Genomic DNA, 25,515 nt, shown 5'->3' on the forward strand with positions numbered 1-25,515 from the left:
TTCGGTATTCCCTTCGATGCGGTTCAGTGGTTCGGGTGCGCGACCAGGTGGGCGCACGTGACGAGGTCGAGTGCGGCGTGGCCGGTGGAGCTGAAGACGGTCGGGCGTTCGTCGAGTCCGGGGTGCTCGCCGGTCTCCAGGGATTCCAGGTCGATCGCGGTGCGGTGGATCTCGCCGGCCTCGGCGACGGCGGTCTCGATGGATTCGACGATGAGCGGGCCGGCGGCCAGCAGTTCGCGGGTCAGTTCGCGTGATTGCGGGGTGTGTGCGCCCATGCAGTTGATGTGCACGTGCGCCGGGAGGTCGGTGGCGATCGGCAGCGGGCTTGTCGAGGTCGTCGCGGTGGCGACGACGTCCGCTCCCGAGGTGGCTTCGGCGGCCGAGGCGCAGACGTGCGCCGTTGCCCGGCCGGCGGCTCGGATGCGCGCGCACAGGACCTCGGCGTGCGCGGGGGTTCGGGAGTGCACCCGTACCCGGGTGATCTCCCGTACGGCCGAGACGCCGAGGTATTGCTGCCAGGCCTGGACGCCGGATCCGATGATCGCCAGGTCGGCGCTGTCGCGGGCCGCGCAGTGGTCGGTGACCACGGCGGTGACGGCGGCGCATTTGAGATTGGTGACGGCCGCGCCGTCCAGGACCGCGAGCAGGTTCCCGGTGCGCGTCGAGAAGACCGGGACCACGGAGGTCACGGTCGGCCCCGGGCCGTTGCCGATGGTGGCGATCTTGGCGATGTAGAGGCCGTGGTCGAGGGAGACGGCGGGCATCGAGACGAACTTGACGCCGTGTCCCTCGTCGACGACCTGGCGCATCGGCACGGTCATCCGGCCGAGCGTGCCGCCGCGCAGGCCGTCGCGGATCAGCCCGGCCACGGCCAGGACGTCGCCGGCGCGGGTGTCGGGCGGGGCCAGGCTCATCCGAGTCCCGCCAGGGCGTCGACGAGGTCGTCCGCGAACCGCTCGGCCAGTTCCGTGGGCATGTCGCCGCGCAGCATCATCCGCACGCCCGCGTCACCTTGCGCCACGATCGGGAAGAACATCGCGGAGCAGTAGTAGCCGCGGCGGTAGAGGTCGGTGGACAGTCGTACGGCCCGGTCGTTGTCGCCGACGGTGACGAATTTGATGTGTGATCCGGTGCCGCGGACGTCGTGTCCGCGCAGCCGGTCGTCGAAGAGGGCGATGTTGTGCGCGAGTTGCTCTTGGCGTTGGGTCAACTCGGGGCCGCGGTGTACCCGGAGGGCGCCCAGGGAGGTGCCGACGGCGGCCGTGCGCAGGCCCTGTGACCAGGCCAACGGCCCGGATCGGTAGAGGAAGTCGTAGATGTTGCGTTCGCCGATCATGGCGATGCCGCCGGTGCTGCCGAACGCCTTGGCGATCGAGGCGACGATCACGGTCCGTGCGCCGAGGTCCTCGAACACGGTGCGTGCGTAGCCTTCTCCGCGCGACCCCACGGCGGACAGCGCGTGCGAGTCGTCGATGTAGACGAACATGCCGTAGCGGTCCTGGAGGGCCTTGACGCCGGCCAGGTCGGCCTGTCCGCCGACCGAGTAGACGCCTTCGCAGACGTAGGCGACGCGCGGGTATCGCCGGCACACGTCCTCGAGGAACTGCATGTCGTTGTGCGGGCAGGTCAGCACCAGCGTCTCGTCGGCGACGATCGGCTTGAGGAAGTTCATCGAGAAGTGCGCGAACCGGTCGAAGACCACGACGAGGGGCTCGCCGTCGCCGAGGTGCCCGGAGGCCAGCAGCGGCAGGATCGCGGCGCTGAGCACCCCGCAGGACACGGACGGCAGCACGTGCGTGCCGAAGTGTTCGGCGAGTTCCTCCTCGAGTCGGTTCATGATGCCCAGCCGGATGCGGAACTCGCCCATCGACAGACCGGTGATCCGCTCGTCGGCGAGCGCGGCGCGCCCGGCCTCGATCACCGCGGGGTGGCTGTTGAGTCCCAGGTACGAGCACGAGGACAGGTTGGCGAACTCGTGCCCGGAGTCGATCTCGCGCAGCCGGTTCTGGCCGTCCACGGCCTCGACCACCAGTCCGAGCATGCCGTGCTTCTCGGACAGGCCCCACGCCGCCTCGGCGGCCGGCACCATCTTGCGGTTGTTGCGGAATCGGTGCGGGCCGACGATGTCCTCGCTCATCGGGCCGCCTCGGCCCGCTCGTGCAGCCAGCCGCCGAGTCGGGCGATGGCCTGGCGTGCCTTGCCCAGCCGCGTGTAGTGCAGGTGCCACACGTGCACCATGCCGGGCCACACCTCCAGGACGCCGGTGGAGCCGGCCCGGCGCAGCGCGGCGGTGAACCGTTCCGCGTCGCTGAGCAGGATCTCCCGGCTGCCCACCTGGATGAGCACCGGCGGCAGTCCGGCCGGGTCCCCGTACAGCGGGGACGCGTAGGGGGTGGTCGGCTCGGCGCCCGCCAGGTAGGAGCCGGCCACCAGCGCGACGATGTGCTTGCTGACCAGGGGGTCGTCGTCCTCCAGGGTGCGGAAGCTTTCTCCGGTGCCGGCCAGGTCGGTCCACGGCGACACGCAGGCCGCCGCGGCGGGCAGCGGCAGTCCGAGGTCGCGGAGTCTGAGCAGGGTCCCCAGGACCAGGCCGCCGCCGGCGGAGTCCCCCGCGAACACCACCTCCCGGGCCGGCACGCCGCTCGCGAGCAGGTTCTCGTACGCGGCGACCGCGTCGTCCAGTGCCGCCGGGTAGGGGTGTTCGGGCGCACGGCGGTAGTCGACGAAGAACATCCGGCTGTGCGCCGCCCGGGCGATCTCGGAGACGAGTCCGCCGTGGCTGCGCAGCGAGCCGTAGACGTAGCCGCCGCCGTGCAGGTAGATCCCGGTCCGCTCGCCGCGCACGTCCGGTGGGGTCAACAACACGCCGCCGTCACGGTGTTCGACCTTGATGTCGTCGGCGATCGGGGTGCCCCACGCGTCGTAGAACGGACGGGCCTCGTCGATCGCCTCGGGCCATTCGTCGGCCGTCAACGCGGCCAGCAGGTCGTCGAGTTCGGCCATCTCGTGCTCGGTCATCACCGGCACGTCGGGTTCGGTGGGTGTGCTCACCGGGCCGCCCCGCCGTCGGCGCCGACCGGGTCGACGCCGCGGTGGTAGCGCTCGCGGGCGGCCTCGTCCGGGACCTCGAGGGTGGGCTCGGGGATCTCGAGGCGGTAGTGCCGGTACCACTTGGCCAGTTCGTCGCTGTCGGCGAATTGGTACTCCAGGTGCCGGATGGGCCGGCGCGAGGGCTTGCCGGGGTCGGCCGGGCGGGGGATGGAGCCGGCGTGCGCGAGGCCGCCGTCCACCTCGTTGAACAGCACGATCATCACCAGATCGGTGTCGAGGTCGACGTCCACCGCGGTGGCGTGCTCGGCCAGGATGCGGTCGGCGTGTTCCTCCTTGACGGCCACATTGAAGCTGTGCGGCATCAACTCGACCAGGTCGGCGGGCGGTACGTCCGCGTCCCGGCAGTAGGCGCGGGTGTCGCACAGGATCGGGACGCCGCCGTCGATGTTGGTATTGGGTCCGTAGATGTTCGCGATGAACGGCGTGGCCGCGTCGAAGTGCACGCATTTGGTGGTGAGGAACTCGCGTGCCGTGGTGTGGTCGTCGTTCGGGGTGAAGTGGGTGTTCTTGTTGTAGCCGTCGACGTCCATGCCGGCGATGCGGTCGTAGCCGATCGCGACCGGGGTGAACTTGGCGACCTCCACCCGGGTGCCGAAGGCGCGGAAGAGCGATTCCAGGTAGTCGCGGGCCACCGAGGCGTCCCGTTCGTCGTGGATGTCCAGCCCGTGGCGGGCCAGCGTGCGGTCGAGGCCGTGGCAGACGGCGACGCCGGCGCCGCCGGTCACCAGGCGCACCAGTTCGTCGACGAGTTCGTCGTCGGCCCGCTCCAGTCGGCCGTCGACGAGCACGCTCTCGTGGGCCGACACGTCGATGATCGCGTGCTGCGGCAGGATCTTCACTGGGTTCTCCCGATTCGGTGGTGCCGGTGCGGGGCGGGTTCGGCGTCGGCCGCGTACAGCCGGAGCATGCGTCTGGCCCGCAGCACGAACGGCGGGGCCAGCACGCGGTCCTTCTCGACCGCGAAGCCGTAGGGCGTGGCGTCGTAGTCCTCGACCACGCGCCGGTATTCGGCGATCTCGTCCGGGCCGACCTTGAACGTCTGTGCGATCACGTCCACTTGGCGCGGGTGGATGGCCGCCTTGCCGGTGAAGCCGGCCTCCCGGGCCGCCTGGCATTGGGCCTGGACCACTGCCAGGTCGTGCAGTTCGAACGAGTTGGTGTCGATCGCGGGCAGCCGGTACTTGGCCGCCGCGACACACAGTCGGGCCCGCGCGTGGTCGAGGTAGGACTCGTTGGCCGTGTACATCTCGGCGGTCAGGTCCGCCTGGCCGAAGCACAGGCCGTCGCTCTCCGCGGCGATCGCGAAGGCGTTCTCGACGGCGTCGACGGTCTCGATGAAGCTGATCACGCTCGGCGGTTTCGAGGTTTGCGCGAGTAGTGAGCGGTAGATGGCCACGTCGCCCGCTCCGGCGATCTTGGGGATGAATATCGCGTCGATCGCGACGCCGCCGATCATGGCGTCCTGTTCGATCACCGCCTTCATGTCCTCGAGGCCGTCGAGGGTGGCGATGGTGTTCACCCGCAGGCCCAGCGCGGGCAGGCCGGCCCGGGTCAGATCGGCGGCGGCCAGCATCGCGCGGGCCTCGGCCTTCCTGGCCGGGTGGGTGGAGTCCTCCAGGTCCAGGACGAGCATGTCCGCGTGTACCTTGCCCGGTTCGGCCACCGCCGCGATGCGCAGCGCCGGGGTGTACAGCAGGCTCGCGTGCGGCTTCATCGGGCACTCTCCCGTCCGAACAGCAGGTTCATCTTCCGCAGCGAGAACTCCTCGTAGCGGATCGGCTCGTAGCGCGCGGGGCGGTCGGCGGCGAACTTCGGGAAGCACTCGATGACGGTCTCGTCGTTGGCGAGCTTGAAGAACGCGATGGATTGGCGTCGCCGGTCGGCCAGGCGCACCCGGTGCGGGGTGGAGACGTACTCGTCGTTGGACCAACGGGCCATCAGGTCACCGATGTTGACGATGAAGCTGTCCCGGTCGCGGACCTCGATGTCCAGCCAGCGGCCCGAGCGGTCGCGGATCTGCAGGCCGGGTCCGTCCTGGGTGAGCAGCGTGATCAGGGTGCCGTCGGTGTGCTCCCCCATGCCCTGGTCGTTGACGAACTCGGGGTCGGTGCCCGGGTACAGGTGCGAGCGGAGCGAGTCGTTGGAGGTGTCGGTGCGGGTGGCGAAGAAGGTGCGCGGCAGGTCCAGGGCCAGCGCGAGCAGTTCGGCGATCCGGCCCGAGACCGCTTCGCAGGCCACGAAGTAGCGCTTGAGCGCGATGCGCAGCGCGGCCCCGGACTCGTCGGCGGGGAACGGCAGTTCCTCGTCGTCGTTGAGGATCAGTCGGCCGACGCTGAACTTCTCCACGTAGTCCGAGGGCATGTTCTGTTTGCCGGTGTAGGCGTAGGCGTTCTCGGACAACAACGCGCTGTGTCCGTAGGGGCTGTAGTCGTTGTCGCCGCGCGCGGTGCTGGTGCGCATCGCGAACTCGCGCTTGGTGGCCGGCGGGAGCCGGAAGAAGCGCAGCGACTGGGTGTAGGCGTCGTCGAAGACCTCGGGGGCGATGCCGTGGCCGCGCGCGATGAAGAATCCGGTGGTCCGGCACGCGTCGGAGATCTCGTCGGCGATGCGCCGTTCGGCGTCGGGGTGTTCGGCGTGCAGGCTGATGACCGGGATCATCGGTCTTCCTTCTGCCGGGGGACGAGGATCGTCCGCTCGAAGTCGATCACGGTCGCGCCGTCCTGGTTGAGGCCGGTGGAGTGCACGGTCACGATGCCCTCGCCGGGTCGGCTCGCGGATTCGCGTTTGCCGAGCACGCGGGTGCGCGCGTAGAGGGTGTCGCCGACGAACACCGGTGCGGTCAGCCGGACCTTGTCCCAGCCGAGGTTGGCCACGCCCTTGGCGCTGATGGTGGCCACCGTCATCCCGTTGACGATCCCGAAGGTGACCAGGCTGGAGACCACCAGGCGGCCGAAGGGCGTCTGTTCGGCGTAGACGGCGTCGATGTGCAGCGGGTGCTGGTTCAGGCACAGCAGCGAGCTCCACACGTTGTCGCTCATGCTGATCGTCCGGCCAGGCCGGTGTTCGACGACCTCGCCGGGGACGAAGTCCTCGTAGACCATGCCGCCGTCCTCCCGGTAGGTCCCGGGACCGACGGCGATGAAAGAGTTCGTCTTCACCGTTCTCCTTCTTCGATGCCGGCCCGGCGCAGTGCCGACCGGGTCGATCTCAGCGCCGCGTCGGCGGCGGTCGCGGCCAGGCCCAGGCCCCAGAACGTGCGTCCGTCCGCGTCCAGGGCCGTGAAGCAGGCCTTGGCCTCGCGGCTCGCACCCGCGGTGTCGGTGACGAGCACCTGGGTGAACTCGACGCCGTACGCCGCGGCGACGTCGGCGCGCACCTCGTGCTCGTCGGCGTAGGCGTGCGTGGTGGGCGCGTCGTCGACGCAGTAGGTCTCCCGCAGGAGCCGGTGGATCTCCGGCGGGTCGAGTTCGCGTCCGGTGGCGTCGGTGACGTCCTGGACGACGGTCGCGAAGTCGCGCCGCAGGGCGATCGGCAGGTCCAGGCCCCATCCGCTCTTGAGGACGTAGGCGATGCCACCCTTGCCCGACTGGCTGTTCACCCGGATGATCGCCCGGTAGTCGCGGCCGACGTCCCGGGGGTCGATCGGCAGGTACGGGACCTGCCACGGCGCGTCCCCGGTGTGCCTGCGGGCGCGTTCGGCCTGGGCGGCCAGCCCTTTGGCGATGGCGTCCTGGTGGGTGCCGGAGAACGCGGTGTAGACCAGGTCGCCGGCGTAGGGGTGTCGGGGGTGCACGGGCAGCCGGTTGCAGTCCTCGACGATCTCGCGGACCGCGTCGATGTCGGGGATCTCCAACTCGGGATCGACACCGCGGCTGAACAGGTTGAGGGCGAGTGTCACCAGGCAGACGTTCCCGGTGCGTTCGCCGTTGCCGAAAAGCGTGCCCTCGACCCGGTCGGCGCCTGCCAGCAGGGCCAGTTCGGCCGATGCGACGGCTGTGCCGCGATCGTTGTGCGGATGCACCGACAGGATGATCGCATCGCGTCGATCGAGGTTTCGGTGCATCCACTCCACCTGGTCGGCGAAGAAGTTGGGTCCGTGTGTCTCCACGGTGGTCGGCAGGTTCAGCACGAGCGGCCGCTCGGGCGTGGCGTCGACGACCTCCGCGACCCGGTTGGCGATCTCCAGCGCGAAATCCGGCTCGGTCACGTTGAAGGTCTCCGGCGAGTACTCGAACCGGATGTCCGAGCCGCTCTCCTGCTCCGCCAGGCGCACCATGTGCCGGGCGCCGTCGACGGCCATCCGCAGCACGTCCTGCCGCGACATGCCGAACACCACGTCGCGCCACAGGCACGCGGTCGCGTGGCACAAATGCACCACCGCGCGTTCGGCTCCGCGAATTGCGTCGAAGGTCCGCTCGATGAGTTCGGGACGCGCCGGTGTGAAAACCGACACCGTCACGTCGTCGGGAATCCCTTCCTTGATCACCGTTTCCCGTACGAAGTCGAAATCATCGACACTGGCCGCCGGATATCCGATCTCGATATCCTTGAAACCCATCGCGACGAGCAGTTCGAACATTCGCTTCTTGCGGCGCAGGTCCATGGGTTCGGCCAGCGCCTGATTTCCGTCCCGGAGATCGACCGAGGCCCACATCGGGGCCCGCTCCAGTATCCGGGTGGGCCACTCGCGCGGGAAATCGGCCGCCGGTCCCGGTGGCTCGTCCCGCGTGTAGCGGTGGAACGGCATCGATGAGGGGCGTTGCGGAAATCCCCGCCTCGGCCCCGGCAAAGAAAATGGCGAGCCCGGCGCACTCACGTCCACGACGACTCCCTCTCACAGTTTTCAGCGCTGCGAAGGTACCGAGCGCCCACGCACCGGGAAATCAGAGGATCCTCTAGAGCGAACCCTGGAATCGGGCCAATTGCCCGCATATTGGCCGATGGCGTGAACTCCGCGGTTGACGGCACCGGTTTCGTCCCGGCTAGGATTTCGGCATACCGATCGGCACCGAATTCATCGGCTCCTGCGAAATGGCGGCCCATGGCCAACTCGACCAGTTCGGACAACCACGCGCCGAAGGTGGCCGACCCGACCGTGCGGACCGGCCGGGTGCTGACGGTGGTCAGCCTGGGCTACGGGATGATCGTGATCGACATCAGCATCGTCAACGTGGCGATCCCGGCGATCCGCTCCAGTCTCGACGCGAGCCTGGCCACGATGCAGCTCGTCGTGGACGCGTACGTGATCGTGTTGGCGAGCCTGGTGCTGGCCGGCGCGGCGGCGGTCGGCCGGTTCGGCGCGGTGTCGATGTTCCGCTTGGGCATCGCGGTGTTCGGGGCGACGTCGGTGTTGTGCGGATTCGCGCCCGACGGGGGCACGCTCGTGGCGATGCGGGCCGCGCAGGGGTTGGGCGCGGTGTTGCTGGTGCCGGCCACGCTGGTGATGCTCACCGAGACCTACCGGGATCCGAACGACCGGGCCAAGGCCGTCGCGGTGTGGGCGATGGTCGCCGGGAGTCCGGTCGCGTTCGGCCCCATCCTGGGCGGCGCCCTGGTCACCGCGATCGGTTGGCGCAGCATCTTCCTCGTCAACGTGCCGATCGTGCTGGTCACGTTGTGGTTGTCGGCCGCGCACATGCCGCGCGACGATCCGCGGGCGCGGGCCGCCGCGCGCGAACCCCAGGATCTCCCGGGCCAGTTCCTGGCCATCGTGCTGCTCGGGGGCGTCGCGGTGGCGCTCACCGAGGGCCGCGAGCTGGGTTGGACCGCGCCGCTGCCGGTCGCCGCCGCGGTGACGGCGATGGTCGCGCTCGTCGCGTTCGTGATCAGACAGCGCACGTACGCGTTTCCGATGATCCCGGGCGACCTGTTCCGGGCCCCGGGGTTCCGCGGTTTCGTCACGGTGGGGTTGTTGTTGTTCACCGGCTACTACGGACTGGTCTTCTCCATCAGCGTGTTCCTCCAACAGGTGCACGGGTACGGTCCGGTCGCCACCGGACTGTGCTTCCTGCCCTCCGCGTTGCCGATCACCTTCATGCCGCTGGTCGCGGGGCGGGTCAACGCGCGACTCGGTCCCCTGCGGGTCCTGGTCGTCGCGATCGTGCTGACCCTGGTCGGCGGCGTGCTGCTGGCCCTGATCGGCGGGGACGCGCCGATCGGCGTCGGTGTCGGGCTCACCTTCATCGGCCTCGGCTTCGGTCTCGCGACGGTTCCGCAGATCACCCTGGTCATGACGACCGCGCCGGCGCACCGGATGGCGATCGCGAGCGGACTGCTGTCGGCGGCCCGGCAGTCCGGAACCATGATCGGCGTCGCGCTGCTCGGCGGCCTCCAGTCCGGCGACGACATCGCCGCGCCGGCGATCGGTGCGGTCGTGGCCTACCTGTTGATGGGGGTGGCCGCCGGGCTGGGGGGCCGGAGACTGCCGGCGCACGGCACGACGTAGCGACATCGCCGCGCGGCCCGCGGGGGCGCACATCGGTTCATCGGAACTCATCACATCCCGGAGTACTCATGTCCGATCAGCAACCGGATCGCGGTCGCGGCCTCGCCGCCCGGGTCGCACAACTGCGCGCGAGCGACCCGGAGTTCGCGCGGGCGGCGCCGTCAGCGGAGGTCGTCGAGACGATCCGCCGTGCGGACGGCGGCCTGATCGCCACGATCGCGGCCGCCATGAGCGGCTACGCGGACCGGCCGGGGCTCGGACGACGGGCCGAGCGCATCGTCCGAGATCCCGTCACCGGTCGCAGTGGCCTCCAACTCCTGCCCGAGTTCCGGATGTCGACCTATGCCGAGGTGTGGCAGCGGGTGGGGGTGCTCGCCGCCGCCTGGGCCGGCGAGCACGCCGGCGGCCTGGGCGTCGGCGACTTCGTGGGTGTACTGGGCTTCACCGGCGTCGACTACGCGACGATCGACCTGGCCTGCATGTACCTGGGCGCGGTGCCGGTCCCGCTGCCGACCGGATCGCCCGCCGAACGACTGGCGCCGGTCGTCGCCGAGACGCGGCCGCGGATCCTCGCGGCGGACGTCTCTTCGATCGAGGCCGCGGTCGACACCGTCCTGGGCTGCGACTCCATCGAGCGCCTGGTCGTCTTCGATCACGACGCGCGCGTGGACGACCACCGGGACGCGCTCGTCGCCGCGGCCGACAAGCTGAACGGGCGCGCCGCGGTGGTCTCGCTCCGGGACGAGCTGCGTGCCGGTGCGCGGCTGCCGGCGGTGGAACCCTACGACGACGACGATCCGGATCGGCTGGTCGGCCTGATCTACACGTCCGGCAGCACCGGCACCCCCAAGGGCGCGATCTACACCGCGTCGATGCTCACCCGGATGTGGCAGACCGGGCGCGGCGGCATGAGCAACGCGGGGGCGAACGGCGACACTCCGCTGCCGACGATCGTCCTGCACTACATGCCGATGAGCCACGTCAACGGCCGCGCGTGGCTGATCTCCGGCCTCTCCTCCGGCGGGATCGGGTACTTCGCGGCCCGCGCGGACATGTCGACCCTGTTCGAGGACATCCGCCTGTCGCGCCCCACGGTGCTGAGCCTGGTGCCCCGGATCTGCGACATGGTCCACCAGCGGTACCTCCTCGAGGCCGACCGGCTGTGCCGAACCGCCGCGGGCGCCGGCATCGAGCGGTCGGCGGCCGAGACCATCGCGCGCGAACGAGTCCGGGACGACATGCTCGGCGGCCGGATCGTCAGCGCACTGTGCGGCAGCGCGCCGTTGTCGGCCTCGATGCACACGTTCATGGCCTCGGTCCTGGGCACGAAGGTCGTCGACTGCTACGGGTCCACGGAGACGACCCGGGCGGTCGTCGTCGATCAGCGCGTGCGCCGACCACCGGTGACCGACTACAGGTTGGTCGATGTACCCGAGCTCGGCTACTTCGCGACCGACCGGCCGCACCCGCGCGGCGAGCTGCGGCTGAAGTCGGTGGGGCTGGTTCCCGGCTACTACCGGCAACCCGACGTCGACGCACGGACCTTCGACGAGGACGGCTACTACCGCACGGGTGACGTGTTCGCCGAGATCGCGCCCGACCGACTGGTCTACGTCGACCGGATCAACAACGTCGTCAAGCTCTCCCAGGGGGAGTTCGTCGCCATCTCCGCGCTGGAGGCGCTGTACGCCACGAGTCCGCGCATCGCGCAGATCTACGTCTACGGCAGCGCCGAACAGGCGTTCCTGCTCGCGGTGGTCGTCCCCGACCGGGAGCGCACCGACACGAGCGACGACGACCGGCTGCGGGCCGCGATCCTCGACTCGATGCGCGAACTCGCGCGTGCGGGCGGACTCCAGGCGTACGAGGTGCCGCACGACATGATCGTGGAAGCGCACCCGTTCTCGGTCGGGAACGGACTGTTGTCGGGAGCCGGGAAGGTGGTGCGACCCGCCCTCAAGGAGCGTTACGGGGCGCGGCTGGAGCGGTTGTACGCGGACATCGCGGCCGGGCGCGCGGGGCGGTTCGCGGCACTGCGGGACGCGGGCGGCGGCGTCGAGCCGTTGCCGGCCGTGCTGGCCGCGGTGCAGATCACCCTCGGGTATCCCTCGTCGCTGGTCCGGCCCGACGCGAACTTCACCGAGTTGGGCGGTGATTCGTTGTCCGCGCACACGTTCTCCACCGCGCTCGAGCAGATCTTCGAGCTGGAGGTCCCCGTCCAGGTGATCCTCGCGCCCACCGCGACGCTGATCGGCGTCGCGGAGTACATCGAGGCGGTGCGTGGGGGCGGCTCGACACGCCCCACGTTCGCGTCGGTACACGGCCGCGGCGCGGTGGAGGTGCGGGCGAGCGAGTTGACCCTCGACCGGTTCGTGGACGCGCGTGTCCCGGCCCGGATACCGGCCGCTCCGGCCGTCCCGGACCCTGCGGGTCCGGTCCGGAACGTGCTGCTCACCGGGCCGACCGGGTACCTCGGCGGCTTCCTGGCGATCGAGTGGCTGCGGCGTGTGGTGGCAACGGGTGGGCGGCTGACCTGCCTTGCCCGTGCGGGCGACGACGCCGCGGCACGGCGACGGGTGCGGGAGAGTCTGCGCGCCGCGGCGGCGGACCGTCTCGAGTGGTTCGACACGGTCGCCGCCGGGCACCTGGACGTGCTGGCCGCGGACGTGTCCGCGCCGAGGCTGGGCCTGGACCGGGCCGCGTGGGAGCGGGTGGCCGCCGAGACGGATCAGATCGTGCACGCCGCCGCACTGGTCAACCATGTGCTGCCGTACAGCCGGTTGTTCACGCCGAACGTCGTCGCGACGGCGGAGCTGATCGAGCTCGCGCTCACCGGTCCGATGAAGCGCTTCGCCTTCGTCTCGACGATCGCCGCCGCGATGGAGGCGGACGGGTCGATCCTGGACGAGCGGGTGGACGTCCGTACGGCCTCCCCGTCGCGGCGGTTGCACGACTCCGACGCGAACGGATACGCGACGGGCAAGTGGGCCGCCGAGGTCCTGCTGCGCGACGCGCACGAGCGTACGGGTCTGCCGGTCGTGGTGTTCCGTCCCGACATGATCCTGGCGCACAGTCGCCTGCCCGGCCTGCTGAACGTCCCCGACCGGTTCACCCGACTGATCCTCAGCGTCGTCGCCACCGGCATGGCGCCGCACTCCTTCTACCGACTCGACGAGAGCGGCGAACGCCGGCGGGCCCACTACAGCGGGCTGCCGGTCGACTTCACCGCCGAGGCGATCACCACACTCGCCGCGCGGCACCGGGACGGATACGCCACCTACAACACCGTCAACGCGAACGACGACGGCGTCTCACTCGACGAGATCGTCGACTGGCTCGTCCACGCGGGCCGTCCGATCACCCGATTCGCCGACTACGACCAGTGGCGCATGCGCTTCGAGGCGGCCATCCGCGGCCTCCCCGACCACCAACGCCGGGCGTCCCTGCTCCCCCTCCTTCCCGCCTACGCCCACCCGGCCACCCCGCGACCCCCCACCACGATCCCCACCACCCGCTTCACCGAAGCGGTGGCCGGTCTGCCCGTCGCCGAAGGCCGAATCCCCTCGATCACCCCGGAGTTCATCACCAAGTACGTCACCGATCTCACCGAACTCGGCCTGCTCCAGGGCTGATCCGAGACGGGCCGATTCCGGGAGCCACATGCGGGCCGCGGATGTCAAAGAGTGGGTGGGGCCTCACCAGGGCCGCGGGGCCGCGATGGGTTCCTTATCGATCCGCCCGAACTCGTCCTGTTCCAGCGCTGATCCGCACACGGCCCGACTCCGGGGGCCAGATGCGGCCGCGGATGTCAGGGAGTTGTCGGGACGCCGAACCAGTGGCGCAGGGCCTCGGTGAGGGAAGTGGGGTCGGCGGTCGGGGTGTCGGTGGCCCAGGCGGTGATGCCGTCGGGGCGGATCAGCAGCGCCGCCGTGGGGGTGGTGGCCTGGGCGGTGAGGATGGTGATCCGGTCGGGGTAGGCGGCGGCGGGCTTGCGGAGTTCGGGGGTGTCGCGGAGGTCCAGGAGCAGGGCTCGGCCGTCGTGCAGGTGCTCTGCCAGGCGCGTGCCGTCGGCCAGTTCGAGGTCGGGGGCGCTGCGGCCGACCAGGGGGTGGTCGCCGGGCAGGTCGTAGCGATGCAGCACGCCGGAGATGTGTTTGACGAAGTACGTGGTGCCGGTGGTGGTTTCCATCAGGCCCTTGACCACGGCGCGCAGCGCGCGGGCGTGTCGGTCCGGGCGCATCATCGCCACCTGGGCCCGGCTCCAGTCCAGCACCCAGGCGCCGATCGGGTGTCGTTCGGCGGTGTAGGTGTCGAGCAGGCCCTCGGGCGCGGGGCCGGTGATCTCGGCGGCCAGCTTCCAGCCCAGGTTCATCGCGTCCCCCAGGCCCAGGTTCAGGCCCTGGCCGCCGAACGGCGAGTGCACGTGCGCCGCGTCGCCGGCCAGCAGCACGCGGCCCTTGCGATACGTGCTCGCCTGGCGGGCGTTGTCGGTGAAGCGGGTCGCGGTGTGCACCTTGGTGACGGTCACCTCCACGCCGGACACGGCGCGCAGGGCGGCCTGCAACTCCGCGGCGGTGACGGGTGTTCGGCGGTCGGCCGGTGGGCCGTCGAACTCCACGGTCAGGATCCGCCCCGGCATCGGTCCGTGTGCGTAGATGCCGGTGTCGGTCGTGTTCCAGCCGAGGGCGAGTCCCTCGGCGCCGGTCATCTCCACCATCGCCTGGTGGCCGGTGATCTCGGGGGGTGTTCCGGGGAAGTCGAATCCGGCGAGCTTGCGCACGGTGCTGCGCCCGCCGTCGCATCCCACCAGCCAACCGGCCCGGATCCGGGTGTCGCCCGCGCGGACCGTGACCCCGTGCTCGTCGGCGGTGAAGTCGGTCAGTTCGCCGCCCCGGCGGACTTCGACGCCCGACCGGGCGGCGCGCTCGCCGAGCAGGCGCTCCAACGGCTCCTGCGGGATGAGGCCGATGTCACCGGCGGGGCCCAGGCCGGCGAACGCCGGATCGTCGTCGTCCAGCCGGGCGCCGCTGAGCGGGATCCCCGCGAAGTGCCCGGCGAACCTCGGAGCCGACTTCATCGGCGGCGCGTCCCCGTCGGGGAATCGTTGCCGGATGAACATGGCGATGCCTTCGAACGCCTTCGCCTGTACGTCCGCCAACGCGGGCAACAGCCCGCGCCGATCCAGTGCCGTGGCACTGGGCGCGTTGATCGCGCCGGCCTTGATCGTGGTGTCCACCTCGGTCAGTCGCTCCAGGACCACCACCGAGACCCCGGCCAACCGCAACTCGCAGGCCAACAGCAGCCCGACGGGGCCGCCGCCGGCCACCACGACGTCGTAATCCGTGCGCGCACTCGCTTCGCTGTCCGTGTTCATGATTTCACTATAGTCACTAAAAGTTTCGAGTCACTATAGTGTTCTCCTGTGCAGCGTAAGGATGAGGGTGACGAGGCGGCCGAGCGCCCGGGTGGTCTGCGGTTGCGGAAGAAGTTGGCGACCCGACAGCGGATCTCCGACGTCGCGACGTCGCTGTTCGCCGCGCGCGGGTTCGACCGCGTGACCGTCGCAGAGGTGGCCGAGGCCGCGGGTGTGTCGACGATGACCGTGTTCAACCACTTCCCGCGCAAGGAGGACCTCTTCCTGGATCGCATCCCCGAGGGCGTCGAAGTGGTGACGTCGGCCGTACACGATCGGGCCGAGGACGAGTCGCCGCTCGCCGCGCTGCGCCGGGTGTTGCTCGACCTGGCCGATCGGCGCCACCCGTTGTCGGCGGTCGGGGACCGGTTTCCGCACTTCTGGCAGGTGGTCCTGGACTCCCCCGCGTTGCGGGCCCGCACGCGCGAGGGATTGGCGGAGGCCGAGGACGCGCTCGCGGCGGCGCTCGCGCACGACCGCGGAACGCGGCCGGACGATCCGCGCACCCGGCTGTTCGCGGCCCTGGTCGTCGCGGCTTACCGCTGCGTCTACACCGGCACCGCCGCCCGGCTGATGGCAGGCGAGTCGGCCGACGACGTGGTCGAGGACCACCGGAGACGCCTGAACGACGCCTTCGACGCCTTGGCACGCGCCCTGGAGGCGTGAACCCGCCCGGGCCGCCCGGCACCGGCGACACCGCGGGCCGCCGACAAGACTGCGCCGACCTCACCCGCAAAGGTGAGGTCGGCGCGGTCGGGGTCTGCGGCCCGGGGCTCGCCCCGGTTACGGCGTTGCGGGCTTGCCGGCGGTGAAGAGCCAGGTGGTGAAGAGCGAATCGAGGTTCTTGCCGGAGATCCGCTTACTCAGGGCGATGAACTGGCGGGTGTCGCCGTGGCCGTAACGGCGGTCCGTAACCCAGGTCTTCAGGATGGTGAAGAACGCCTTGTCGCCGACGGTCTGGCGGAGCTTCTCCAGGACCATGGCGCCGCGCTCGTACGGCGGCTTGGCGAAGAGGTGCCCGCCGTCGCCCGGGTCGGCGGCCGGGAAGGACCACAACGAGTCGGTGGCCGGCAGCGCGTAGTCGGCGGCGAACTGCTGGGCGGTGCTGAGGCCGCCGTGCTCGGCGTCCCAGAGCCACTCGGCGTAGGTGGCGAAGCCCTCGTTCAGCCAGATGTCCTGCCACTTGGTGAGCGACACCGAGTTGCCGAACCACTGGTGTGCCGTCTCGTGCACGAGCGTGCCGATGCTGGGCGCCCGGTCGTAGATCGGCCTGGTCTGGGTCTCCAACGCGTAGCCGACGTCGGGCGCGTCCTCGACGATGGCGCCCGCCGCCTCGAACGGGTAGCGGCCGAACAGCTTGGTCTCCCACTCGATCACGGCGGGGAGTTGGTCCAGGACCGGCTTGGTCGCCGCGGCCTGGCTCGGCGCGACGGCGTTGTAGACGGGCAGGCCGTTCGCGGTCACGTACTGCTCGACCTGGAACCTGCCGATGCTCGCGGTGGCCAGGTAGGCGGCCATCGGCTTGGCCTCGCGCCAGGAGAAGGTGGTCTTGCCGGCCCGGTGCCGCTGGTCGCGAAGACGCCCGTTGGACACGGCGGTCCAGCCGTCGGGAACGGTCACCTCGACGTCGTAGGTGGACTTGTCGGTCGGGTGGCTGTTGCTCGGGAACCAGGTCATCGCGCCCTGCGGTTCACTGGCCACGAAGACCGAGTCGTCCGGCTGGATGATCCAACCGTCGGGCGAGCCGTCCGGGTCGTACACGTGCGCCGGGACACCCGAGTAGCCGATGACCACGGTGAACCTGCGGCCCTTGTCCAGCGGACGGGCCGGGGTGATGGTGAGTTCGGTGCCGTTGCGACTGAAGCCGGCCCGCCTGCCGTCGACCCGGACGCTGTCCACGTTCAGGCCGGACAGGTCGAGGTTGAAGGAACTCAGCCGCTGGGTCGCCGTGACGGCGAGCTCGGCGGTGGCCTCCAGGCGTCTGGTCGTGGGGGTGTAGTCGAGATCGAGATCGTAGTGGGCGACGTCGACCCCGCCGTTGCCGGACAGCGGGAAGTACGGGTCGCCCGCGCCCGGGGCACCGGGCGTCGCGGCACCTCCCGAGGTGGCGGCGCCGACCAGGAGCGCGGCGAGTACGGGGGTCGCGACGAGCGCGAGGGCGGGACGAGCGAACTTCGATGCCAAGGCGTGGGCCTCCTGTGTCGTGGCTGAATTCCGAGCCGGCGGCGGATCTGGCGGGCGCACGATCAACGCGTCGCCGGGTCCGCGCGCCGGTCTTCGCGCGTCGACCGTCGACCCGGCCATGGCGCGACGCGACACACGAATCCGACCCGGCGAAGGGTCGAACAGAGGACGAGTCGGACGAAGGATGACAAGAAGAACGTACGGAGGGACGTGATCACGGACGTGAGTGCCGACGGACGTACCGGAGAGGGACGAAGGAGCGGAGCGGGAACAAGGCGGGCGGGTCGAGGCACGCGGCGAAGCGCTCCGCGCCGGCAATCACTCTACGGTCGAACTCCCGGGCGAAGAACCTGCTGCGGGCAATCATCCGGATGAAGATCATCGCGCTCGGGCCGAGGCTCGGGCTCCGCTCCGAGCCCGAACGAACCCGCCCCCGGGGACCCGCGCCCGAACGCATCCCGGCCGCACCGGACTTCGGCTCGGGCCGACGCGCGGCCCCGCCGGCCGAGGTCGGCACGGTCCCTGGTCCATGTCCGAAACTGTACGACCCATGTCGTTCCAGCCGCTGGTAGCGCCCGAACCGCTCGGACATGATGATCGAGCGCTCCTTCCCACCAGGGAACTTCCGCTCGGGAACCTCCGGACGGATCCAGCGGAACCAGAAAGAGAAGCGATGACCGACAACGCCTCGAACCCGCCGGCCGCCGAGACCTCGGAGGCCGGCTCGGCCCGCCCGGTCGCCGTCTACGGTGCCTACGGGCACACCGCGCGCTTCGTGGTCGCGGAGTTGATCGCCCGAGGCCGGGCCGTGGTGCTCGTCGGTCGCAACGCCGGAAAGCTCCGGGAGATCGGCGACCGTTACCCGGGCGCGCCGGTGTGGGTCGCCGCCGCCGACGATCCCCAGGCGCTGGACCGCGCGTTCGCCGGCGTCGGGGCCGTGATCAACTGCGCCGGTCCGTTCTCGAGCACCTCGCTGCCGGTGGCCGACGCGGCGGCCCGCGCGGGTGCGCACTACCTGGACGTCGCGGCCGAACAGGCGGCTTCGGCCTCCCTCTTCGACACCCGCTCCGAGCGGTTCCGCGCGGCGGGCCTGGTCCTCGCGCCGTCCGTGGCCTTCTACGGCGGTCTCGGCGATCTCCTGGCCACCGCCGCGATGGGCGACTGGTCGGAGGCGGACGAGATCACCATCGCCTTCGCCCTGGACAGTTGGCTGCCGACCCAGGGCACCCGGCTCACCGGCGAGAGCAACGCGGGACACCACCTCGTCTACACCGGGGGCCGGTTGAGCCCGTTCTCGTACTCCACCGAGGTCTCCGACTGGGAGTTCCCGGCGCCGTTCGGCAAGCAGCGGACCAACGAGTTCGCCACGGCCGACCAGGTCACCATCCCTCGGCACCTGCGCACCCCGGAGGTGCGCGCCGTGATGAACCTCGCACCGCTGGAGGACATCCGCCACCCGGCCACGCCGGAGCCCTCCGCCACCGACGACCGGGGCCGCTCGGCCCAGACCTACCTCGTCGAGGCGGTCGTGCGCCGCGGCGACCGCGAGCGGCGCGCCGTGGTCGCCGGAAACGACATCTACGCGGTGACCGCGCCGATCGTGGTGGAGGCCACCGAGCGTGTCCTCGCCGGGCGGCACACCGGCACCGGCGCGCTCGCCGCCGGCCAGGCGTTCCCCGCCGCCGACTTCCTGCGCGCGCTCACCCCGGAGCACCTGACCCGCTTCGAGGTCTTCGCCGAGACCGGCGTGAGCTGACCGGGTCGCGGCGAGACGACCGCCGCCGGGCGTTCTCCGGAGGTTCATCCGTGGGCCACGGGTTCGTCCTGGCGGGGGGTCGGCCGATGCGGGTTGACTCGGCGTGCTCGCACGATCGGTGCTCCCGCGCGGTTTCGCCGCGTCCGGACGCAGAGAACAGGAGATGGCGTTGCGACGTATCCTTCCCGCGCTCGGTGTGGCCGGCGTGCTGCTGGCGACCCTGGTCGCGGTACCCGCCGCCGCGGCCCAGGACGACACCTCCCGCGCCTCGTCGCGGCCCTCGGCCGACCCGATCGTGATCGGGCACCGGGGTGCCAGTGGTTACCGCCCCGAGCACACCCTGGAGAGCTACCGCCTCGCGATCCGGTTGGGCGCCGATTACATCGAGCCCGACCTGGTCTCGACCAAGGACGGCGTACTGGTCGCCCGGCACGAGAACGAGATCTCCGGCACCACCGACATCGCCGCGCACCCGGAGTTCGCCGCGCGCAAGACCACCAAGACCATCGACGGGACATCGGTCACCGGCTGGTTCACCGAGGACCTCACCCTCGCCGAGCTCAAGACGCTGCGGGCGAAGGAGCGGCTGCCGCAGGTCCGGCCCACCAACACCGCGTTCGACGGCAGGTTCGAGGTGCCCACCCTCCAGGAGGTACTGGACCTGGCCCGGACCGAGGGCCGTCGGGCGCACCGCACGATCGGGGTGTACCCGGAGACCAAGCACCCGACCTACTTCCAGTCGATCGGTCTGCCGCTGGAGGAGCCGCTGGTGCGGACCCTGCGCGACAACCGGCTCACCGGGCGCAAGGACAAGGTTTTCATCCAGTCCTTCGAGACCGCGAACCTGCGCAAGCTGAACCGGATGACCGACGTCCGGCTGGTGCAGTTGCTCGACGCGAGCGGTCGGCCGTACGACCTGGTGGTGGCCGACGACCCGCGCAGCTACCAGGACTTGGTCAAGCCGGAGAACCTGAAGTGGATCCACACGTACGCGGACGGCATCGGCACCAACAAGAACCTGCTCGTCCCGCGTGACGCGGCGGGCAAGCTGCTCGCGCCGACCTCGGTGATCCGCGACGCGCACCGCACCGGACTGGTCGTGCACGCCTGGACGTTCCGCGCGGAGAACCAGTTCCTGCCGCTGGACTTCCGCCTCGGTGCCGACCCGAACGCGCGCGGCGACATCACCGCCGAGTACGAACTCTTCTACGGCCTGGGCCTGGACGGCGTCTTCGCCGACCAGCCCGACACCGCGGTCGCCGCCCGCGCGGGGCTGCCCGACTAGGCAGGCCCCGGATCCGCCACGCGCGACCGCCGGGCCACCCCCTCCGGCGCGATCGCCGCGTAACGGCAATCACGATCGCCACGTTCGACGCGCAGGGCCCCGTCCCGTCCACCCGGCGGCGCGGGGCCCTGCGTACGCCCGGGCGGGTGGTCGCCCGACCGGCTGCCGGGCGGACCGCACCGCCTCGTCGACCGGCTACCCGCCGAGTGCCGGCGCCGGCTTCGGGTCGGCGGGCAATCGGGGCAGCGCGCTGAGCAGTTCCCGGGTGTAGGGGTGTTGTGGGCGCTCGAAGAGCTCGTCGACCGGGCCGGACTCGACCACCCGCCCGGCCTGCATGACGATCACGTGGTCGCTGGTGTGGTGGATCACGCCGAGGTCGTGCGAGATGAACAGCAGAGCCACGCCCAGGCGTTCGCGAAGGTCGGCGAACAGGTCCAGGATCTGCGCCTGGATCGACACGTCGAGTGCGGAGACCGGCTCGTCGCACACCACGATCTCCGGTTCGGGCGCCAACGCCCGGGCGATGGCCACGCGTTGGCGTTGACCGCCGGAGAGCTGCTGTGGGCGACGGGTCAGCACCGTTTCGTCCAGGCCCACCAGGCGCAGGAGTTCGACGATGCGCTCCCGGGCGGCCCGGGTCGCGCGGCGGGTGAACGCGCCCAGGGCCTCGCCGACGATGCGTTCCACCGTCCAGCGCGGGTCGAACGAGCCCAGCGGGTCCTGCTGCACGTGCTGGATGTGCCGGCGCAGGTCTCGGCGCTCGGATTCGGGTCGGTCGGACCACCGTCGGCCGAGCAGATCGATCTCGCCCGCGTCGGGCGCCAGCAGACCCAGCACCAACTGTGCGACGGTGGTCTTGCCCGAGCCGGACTCGCCGAGCACGCCCAGCGATTGCCCGGCCCGCAGCGTGAACGAGACGTCCTGGACCGCGGGGCGCTCCACCCGATCGGGGCCCCGGTAGCTCTTGGCGACGCCGCGTACGTCCAACACCACATCGTCGGCGCCCCGTTCGCGCGCGGTGGTCGGCTCGGCGACGATCCGCGCGGCCTCGGGTCGCGGCCACGGCTCCGCGGTGTGCAGGCAGCGCGCGGTGTGTCCGGCGGCGAGTTCGACGCGCGGGGGCGGCTCGGTCCGGCATCGGTCGGTGACCAGCGGGCAGCGGGCCGCGTACGGGCAGGCATCCTCGACCACGGGACCCGAGATGCCGGCACGACCCGAAACGGCCGGGGAATCCGGGGAGGGGTCCGAGGAAGAGCCCGAGCCGGCCGGGGAATCCGAGGCGGTGGAGGAGCCCGAGCCCGCCGAAGCCGCCGCTCCCGGCAGCGACAGCCGGGTCCGTCGCGCGCGCGCCGACGGCACCGCCGCGAGCAGCGCCCGCGTGTAGGGATGGGCCGGCGCACGCAGCAGGTCCTCGACGGTCCCCTCCTCCACGAACCTCCCGCGGTACATCACCGCCACCCGGTCGGCCAGTCGTGCCACCACCGACAGGTCGTGGCTGATCAGCAGGATCGCGGTGCCCGCCGCCTTCTTCGCGGCGAGCAGATCCAGGATCCGGGCCTGCACGGTGACGTCGAGCGCCGTGGTGGGCTCGTCCGCGATCAGCACCGAGGGCTCGGCGGCGAGCGCGGACGCGATCAGGGCGCGCTGGCGCAGGCCGCCGGAGAGTTGGTGCGGGTATTGCCGGGCGCGCAGCTCGGGTTCGGGCACCCGGGCCTCGTCCAGCAGGGCGACGGCCCGGGCGGCGCGTGCGCGGGCCGGGACGACCCGATGGTTGGCGAGGGTCTCGGCGATCTCCGCGCCCACCCGGCGCAGCGGGTCCAGCGAGACCAGCGCGTCCTGGAGTACGAAGCCGACCCGGCGCCCGCGAATCGCCCGCCACCGGCGGTTGTCCAGGCCGGTGAGGTCCTCGCCGTCGAGTTCGAGGCGATCCGCCCGCACGCTCGATCGTGCGCCGGCCAGGCCGACCAGCGAGCGGGCGGTGACGCTCTTGCCGGAGCCCGACTCGCCGACGATGGCCAGGCATTCGCCGGCGGCGAGCGTGAGGCTCACCCCGCGCACCGCGTGGATCCGATCCCGCCCGCTGCCGAAGGCGACGTCGAGTCCTTCGACGACGAGCGTGGGATCGTCCGGGGCCGAGGTCGCGGTGTCGACCGCCGAGGCGGTCCCGGTCGCTCTCGTGTCACTGGCCGGCATCGACGCGCCGCCCTTCGAATCGACGTTGCAGGGTGCGGCCCACCACGTTCACCGCGACCACGGTCACGGTCACGGCCAGGCCCGGGAAGACCGCCGGGGCCCAGGCGATCTCCAGCAGGTCCCGGGACTGGGCGAGCATCGCGCCCCATTCGGCCGTGGGCGCCTGCGGCCCCAGGCCCAGGAAGCTCAGCGAGGAGCCGGCGATGATCGCGGTGCCGATGTTGACCGTGGCGAAGACCAACAGGGGTGGCAGCGCGTTGGGCAGGATGTGGCCGAGGAAGATGCCGCTGCGCCGGCGGCCGAAGGTGATCGCGGCGCGCACGTAGTCCGACTCGCGCACCACCAGTGCCTGGCCTCGGGAGAGCCGGACGAACCCGGGCGTGGCGGCGATCCCGATGGCCAGGGTGGCGTTGCCGGTTCCGGGGCCGAGCACCGAGACCACGATCAGCGCGAGCAACAGGCCGGGGAAGGCCAGCAGGATGTCGGTCACACGCATGATCGTCTCGTCCAGCACCCGGCTGCCGGTCGCCGCGAGCACCCCCAGCAGGGCGCCGGCCACGACCGCGACCAGGGTGGAGCCGAGACCGATCAGCAGCGACGGGCGGGCGCCGTGCACGACCCGGCTGAACACGTCGCGGCCGAGTTGGTCGGTGCCGAACAGGTGTTCCGCGCTGGGGCCCTGCAACCCGTGTACCGGGTCGACGGCGTTCGGCGGGTCGGTCGCGAACAGGCCCGGCCACAGTGCGGCGAGCGCGATCAGCGCCAGGACCACCCAGGCCACCGCGACTCCGGGGCGCAGCAGGCGGACCCAGTCGCGGGTGCGGGCCCGCGCGCCGACTCGGCCGCCGCCGGTGGCGGTGGTGCCGGCGAAGGCGCCGACGTCGACGGCGGTCATCGCGGGATCCCTTCCGCGCCGACCGGCACCGGCACGCGCCGGGCGTCCGGTTCGCCCTCGACCGCCGGCGACCCGAGTGCGGCGCCCAGGCCGCCGTCCGCCGGGGTGTGTACCCGGCCGCGCGCGAGCACGAGGCGGATCGCGCGCAGTACGGCGAGGTCCTCGCGCGGGTCGCCGGTCACCACGATCAGGTCCGCGTCCAGGCCCGGGGCCAACCGGCCGGTGCGCTCTGCCAGGCCGAGCGCCTCGGCGGCGATCACGGTGGCGCTCTCCAGCGCGGCCGTGGTCGGGATACCGGCGCGCGCGAACCATTCCAGACCGTCGACGTACAGCTCGAACGGCACGCCCGGCGTGCCCGCGTCGGTGCCGGCGATCAAGCGCACGCCGTTCTCGTACTGGTGGCGGGCCACCTCCAGCCACGGGCGCATGCGGGCGTCGCCGATCCGCGCGGCGGTCTCGCTCATGGTGATGCTCCAGGTCGGGCACACGAAGGCGCCGCTCGCGGCGATGGTGGCGATCAACGCGTCCCGCGCGGCGGGTTCGATCACCGGGCCGGCGGGCGTGCCGAACGAACAGTGCTCCAGGGTGCGCACGCCGGCCGTGATGGAGGCCTCGATCGCTTCCGCGCCCAGCACGTGCGCGGCCACCGGTCGGCCGAACCTGCGGGCCTCCTCGACGGCGGCGACGATCTCCTCGTCGGTGAGTTGGCGGTGCCAACCACGCGGTCCGCCGGGGGTCAGCCTGCTGCCGTTGACCAGCAGCTTGATCACGTCGACGCCGGCGCGCAGGTTGCGCCGTACCGCCGCCCGGATCTCGGGTACGCCGTCCGCCTCGCCGCCGAGGAACCAGAAGTGGCCGCCGGTGACCGTGATCGGCACGCCGGCGGTGAGGATCCGCGGGCCCGGCAGGTCGCCGGCGGCGACCGCGTCGCGCAGGCAGCCGGCGAGGTTGCCCCGGCCGCCGAGGTCGCGCACCGTGGTGACGCCGATGTCCAGCAGGCGCCGCGCGTGCCCGGCCATCGCCAACAGGAGTTCGCCGTCGCCGGCCTTGCCGATCGCGGACGCCTGCGCCGCGGTGGGGTCCAGGCTGAGGTGCACGTGCGTGTCGATCAGCCCGGGCAGGATGGTCGCGCCCGGGAACCGGTGGTGCGGCGTGCCGGGTTCCGCGCGTGCCAGGACGTCCGCGCGTGGGCCGAGGTCGGCGATCACGTCGTCGCGGACCAGTACCGCGCCGTCGGCGATCGCCTCTCCCTCGGGTCCGGCCAGGAGCAGATCGGCGCTGAGGATCCTCGTGGTCACCAGCTCGCCTCTTTCAGTCGGGGGTCCACGACCCGGTACAGCCAGTCGACGGCCAGGTTGATGACGGTGAACAGCAGCGCGGAGACGACCACGATCCCGGTGACCACGTTCAGGTCCCGCGAGGAGATGGCGGTCGCCAGGGTGCGGCCGATGCCCTGCCGGCTGAACACGCTCTCCACCACCACGGCGCCGCCCAGGAGCGCGCCGACCACCCAGCCGGAGAGGGTGATCATCGCGACCATCGCGTGCCGCAGGGCGTGCCGCAGGCGCACCGTGGTCTCACCGGTGCCGCGGGCCCGGGAACTGGTCACGAACGGTTCCTCCAGGGCCCGTTCGAGACCTTCGCGGAGCACCTGGGTGAACACGCCGACCATGCTCAGGCTGAGGGTGACCGCCGGCAGCACCAGACCGCGCAGGCTCGTTCCGCCGGTGGCCGGGAACAGCCGCAGGTGGAAGGAGAACACGGTGAGCAGCAGTACGCCGACCCAGAAGCTCGGGCTGGAGGTGAGGATCAGCTCGATGCCGGAGGACAACCGGCGCAGCGCCGGTCGGCGGCCCGCCGTGGCCACCGCCAGGAGCAGCGCGATCACGATCGCGATCAGGAAGCCGGCCAGGGCCAGTTGCACGGTGGGCCACAACTGGCTGCCGATGATGTCCGAGACCGAGTCGTTGAGTTGGTAGGAGGTGCCCAGGTCGCCGTGCAGGAGTCGGCTCAGGAAGTTGCCGTACTGCTGGATCAGCGGGCGGTCCAGGTCCATGTCGGCGCGGATCTGCGCGACCGCCTCGGGGGTGGGGGTGGTGCCGCCGAGCATCACCCGCACCGGGTCGCCCGGGGTCAGGCGCATCGCGCCGAAGGCGAGTGTGGCCGCGCCCAGCAGGACCAGGACGGCGAGCAGGACGCGGCGGATCAGCCATCGCAGGGTGTTCGAGCGCAT

The 25,515-nt window shown here is 71.3% G+C and carries 19 protein-coding genes; 5 read left to right on the forward strand and 14 right to left on the reverse strand.

What is annotated here, in order from left to right; all coding sequences use genetic code 11:
- Positions 1–23: 23 nt before the first annotated feature.
- Genes OG948_RS06040 through OG948_RS06075 form a run of 8 tightly spaced genes read right to left on the reverse strand, consistent with a single transcriptional unit; the run spans position 24 to position 7,858 of the window.
- Positions 24–914, reverse strand: coding sequence for an ornithine cyclodeaminase family protein (locus OG948_RS06040; RefSeq protein ID WP_406294408.1), 891 nt, complete (start codon positions 912–914; stop codon positions 24–26).
- Positions 911–2,137: an aminotransferase class I/II-fold pyridoxal phosphate-dependent enzyme gene (locus tag OG948_RS06045; RefSeq protein WP_406294409.1), complete on the reverse strand. Its 1,227-nt coding sequence runs from the start codon at positions 2,135–2,137 to the stop codon at positions 911–913. Before OG948_RS06045 ends, OG948_RS06040 begins: the two co-directional genes overlap by 4 nt.
- Positions 2,134–3,051 (reverse strand): alpha/beta hydrolase, encoded by a 918-nt coding sequence (locus OG948_RS06050; RefSeq protein WP_406294411.1) that lies wholly within the window; start codon positions 3,049–3,051, stop codon positions 2,134–2,136. The genes OG948_RS06045 and OG948_RS06050 overlap by 4 nt, the downstream gene beginning before the upstream one ends.
- Entirely contained in the window at positions 3,048–3,950 is a 903-nt protein-coding gene (locus OG948_RS06055; RefSeq protein WP_406294412.1) for a hypothetical protein, read from the reverse strand. The genes OG948_RS06050 and OG948_RS06055 overlap by 4 nt, the downstream gene beginning before the upstream one ends.
- Positions 3,947–4,825 carry an HpcH/HpaI aldolase/citrate lyase family protein gene (locus OG948_RS06060; protein ID WP_406294414.1) on the reverse strand — a complete coding sequence of 293 codons (879 nt, stop codon included), beginning with the start codon at positions 4,823–4,825 and terminating at the stop codon, positions 3,947–3,949. Before OG948_RS06060 ends, OG948_RS06055 begins: the two co-directional genes overlap by 4 nt.
- Positions 4,822–5,769: an isopenicillin N synthase family dioxygenase gene (locus tag OG948_RS06065; RefSeq protein WP_406294416.1), complete on the reverse strand. Its 948-nt coding sequence runs from the start codon at positions 5,767–5,769 to the stop codon at positions 4,822–4,824. The genes OG948_RS06060 and OG948_RS06065 overlap by 4 nt, the downstream gene beginning before the upstream one ends.
- Entirely contained in the window at positions 5,766–6,212 is a 447-nt protein-coding gene (locus OG948_RS06070) for a MaoC family dehydratase (RefSeq protein WP_406300191.1), read from the reverse strand. Before OG948_RS06070 ends, OG948_RS06065 begins: the two co-directional genes overlap by 4 nt.
- A gap of 53 nt (positions 6,213–6,265) precedes the next feature.
- A complete protein-coding gene (locus OG948_RS06075) occupies positions 6,266–7,858 on the reverse strand; it encodes a 2-isopropylmalate synthase (protein WP_406294418.1) in 1,593 nt (530 codons plus the stop codon).
- Positions 7,859–8,152: 294 nt separating this feature from the next.
- Between OG948_RS06075 and OG948_RS06080 the strand changes: the two genes are divergently transcribed.
- Both OG948_RS06080 and car read left to right on the forward strand, forming a co-directional pair.
- Entirely contained in the window at positions 8,153–9,556 is a 1,404-nt protein-coding gene (locus OG948_RS06080; RefSeq protein ID WP_406294419.1) for an MFS transporter, read from the forward strand.
- Between the two features lie 68 nt (positions 9,557–9,624).
- Entirely contained in the window at positions 9,625–13,188 is a 3,564-nt protein-coding gene (gene car / locus OG948_RS06085; RefSeq protein WP_406294421.1) for a carboxylic acid reductase, read from the forward strand.
- A 176-nt stretch (positions 13,189–13,364) separates the two neighbouring features.
- Here car and OG948_RS06090 read toward each other — a convergent pair whose 3' ends face one another.
- The gene (locus OG948_RS06090; protein WP_406294423.1) at positions 13,365–14,930 is read right to left on the reverse strand and encodes an FAD-dependent monooxygenase; all 1,566 of its coding nucleotides are present in this window, start codon (positions 14,928–14,930) and stop codon (positions 13,365–13,367) included.
- 48 nt (positions 14,931–14,978) lie between these two features.
- Between OG948_RS06090 and OG948_RS06095 the strand changes: the two genes are divergently transcribed.
- On the forward strand, positions 14,979–15,635 hold the full coding sequence (locus OG948_RS06095; RefSeq protein WP_406294425.1) for a TetR/AcrR family transcriptional regulator: 657 nt from the start codon (positions 14,979–14,981) through the stop codon (positions 15,633–15,635).
- Positions 15,636–15,752: 117 nt separating this feature from the next.
- On the opposite strand, the gene OG948_RS06100 is transcribed toward OG948_RS06095, so the two are convergent.
- Positions 15,753–17,153 carry a M1 family metallopeptidase gene (locus tag OG948_RS06100; protein WP_406294427.1) on the reverse strand — a complete coding sequence of 467 codons (1,401 nt, stop codon included), beginning with the start codon at positions 17,151–17,153 and terminating at the stop codon, positions 15,753–15,755.
- Between the two features lie 673 nt (positions 17,154–17,826).
- Between OG948_RS06100 and OG948_RS06105 the strand changes: the two genes are divergently transcribed.
- Together OG948_RS06105 and OG948_RS06110 are read left to right on the forward strand one after the other, a co-directional pair.
- Complete coding sequence (locus OG948_RS06105) at positions 17,827–18,909, forward strand: saccharopine dehydrogenase family protein (RefSeq protein ID WP_406294428.1); 1,083 nt, start codon at positions 17,827–17,829, stop codon at positions 18,907–18,909.
- A gap of 163 nt (positions 18,910–19,072) precedes the next feature.
- On the forward strand, positions 19,073–20,194 hold the full coding sequence (locus OG948_RS06110; protein ID WP_406294429.1) for a glycerophosphodiester phosphodiesterase: 1,122 nt from the start codon (positions 19,073–19,075) through the stop codon (positions 20,192–20,194).
- Between the two features lie 195 nt (positions 20,195–20,389).
- On the opposite strand, the gene OG948_RS06115 is transcribed toward OG948_RS06110, so the two are convergent.
- The 4 genes from OG948_RS06115 to OG948_RS06130 are packed head-to-tail and all read right to left on the reverse strand — an operon-like array spanning position 20,390 to position 25,515.
- A complete protein-coding gene (locus OG948_RS06115) occupies positions 20,390–22,387 on the reverse strand; it encodes a dipeptide ABC transporter ATP-binding protein (RefSeq protein ID WP_406294430.1) in 1,998 nt (665 codons plus the stop codon).
- Positions 22,374–23,282, reverse strand: a complete 909-nt coding sequence (locus OG948_RS06120) for an ABC transporter permease (protein ID WP_406294431.1) — start codon at positions 23,280–23,282, stop codon at positions 22,374–22,376. The genes OG948_RS06115 and OG948_RS06120 overlap by 14 nt, the downstream gene beginning before the upstream one ends.
- Positions 23,279–24,580 carry an amidohydrolase family protein gene (locus tag OG948_RS06125; protein ID WP_406294433.1) on the reverse strand — a complete coding sequence of 434 codons (1,302 nt, stop codon included), beginning with the start codon at positions 24,578–24,580 and terminating at the stop codon, positions 23,279–23,281. Before OG948_RS06125 ends, OG948_RS06120 begins: the two co-directional genes overlap by 4 nt.
- Positions 24,577–25,515 carry an ABC transporter permease gene (locus OG948_RS06130; RefSeq protein WP_406294435.1) on the reverse strand — a complete coding sequence of 313 codons (939 nt, stop codon included), beginning with the start codon at positions 25,513–25,515 and terminating at the stop codon, positions 24,577–24,579. Before OG948_RS06130 ends, OG948_RS06125 begins: the two co-directional genes overlap by 4 nt.

Source organism: Embleya sp. NBC_00888, from assembly GCF_045207655.1.
Classification (GTDB): domain Bacteria; phylum Actinomycetota; class Actinomycetes; order Streptomycetales; family Streptomycetaceae; genus Embleya.

What these genes read in the sequence shown, in the direction of transcription:
- OG948_RS06110 (WP_406294429.1), top strand. Translation starts at nt 19,073, where the DNA reads ATGGCGTTGCGACGTATCCTTCCCGCGCTCGGTGTGGCCGGCGTGCTG.
- OG948_RS06120 (WP_406294431.1), bottom strand. Translation starts at nt 23,282, where the DNA reads ATGACCGCCGTCGACGTCGGCGCCTTCGCCGGCACCACCGCCACCGGC.
- OG948_RS06130 (WP_406294435.1), bottom strand. Translation starts at nt 25,515, where the DNA reads ATGCGCTCGAACACCCTGCGATGGCTGATCCGCCGCGTCCTGCTCGCC.
- OG948_RS06080 (WP_406294419.1), top strand. Translation starts at nt 8,153, where the DNA reads ATGGCCAACTCGACCAGTTCGGACAACCACGCGCCGAAGGTGGCCGAC.
- OG948_RS06065 (WP_406294416.1), bottom strand. Translation starts at nt 5,769, where the DNA reads ATGATCCCGGTCATCAGCCTGCACGCCGAACACCCCGACGCCGAACGG.
- car (WP_406294421.1), top strand. Translation starts at nt 9,625, where the DNA reads ATGTCCGATCAGCAACCGGATCGCGGTCGCGGCCTCGCCGCCCGGGTC.
- OG948_RS06115 (WP_406294430.1), bottom strand. Translation starts at nt 22,387, where the DNA reads ATGCCGGCCAGTGACACGAGAGCGACCGGGACCGCCTCGGCGGTCGAC.
- OG948_RS06075 (WP_406294418.1), bottom strand. Translation starts at nt 7,858, where the DNA reads ATGCCGTTCCACCGCTACACGCGGGACGAGCCACCGGGACCGGCGGCC.
- OG948_RS06040 (WP_406294408.1), bottom strand. Translation starts at nt 914, where the DNA reads ATGAGCCTGGCCCCGCCCGACACCCGCGCCGGCGACGTCCTGGCCGTG.
- OG948_RS06060 (WP_406294414.1), bottom strand. Translation starts at nt 4,825, where the DNA reads ATGAAGCCGCACGCGAGCCTGCTGTACACCCCGGCGCTGCGCATCGCG.
- OG948_RS06070 (WP_406300191.1), bottom strand. Translation starts at nt 6,212, where the DNA reads ATGGTCTACGAGGACTTCGTCCCCGGCGAGGTCGTCGAACACCGGCCT.
- OG948_RS06105 (WP_406294428.1), top strand. Translation starts at nt 17,827, where the DNA reads ATGACCGACAACGCCTCGAACCCGCCGGCCGCCGAGACCTCGGAGGCC.
- OG948_RS06090 (WP_406294423.1), bottom strand. Translation starts at nt 14,930, where the DNA reads ATGAACACGGACAGCGAAGCGAGTGCGCGCACGGATTACGACGTCGTG.
- OG948_RS06045 (WP_406294409.1), bottom strand. Translation starts at nt 2,137, where the DNA reads ATGAGCGAGGACATCGTCGGCCCGCACCGATTCCGCAACAACCGCAAG.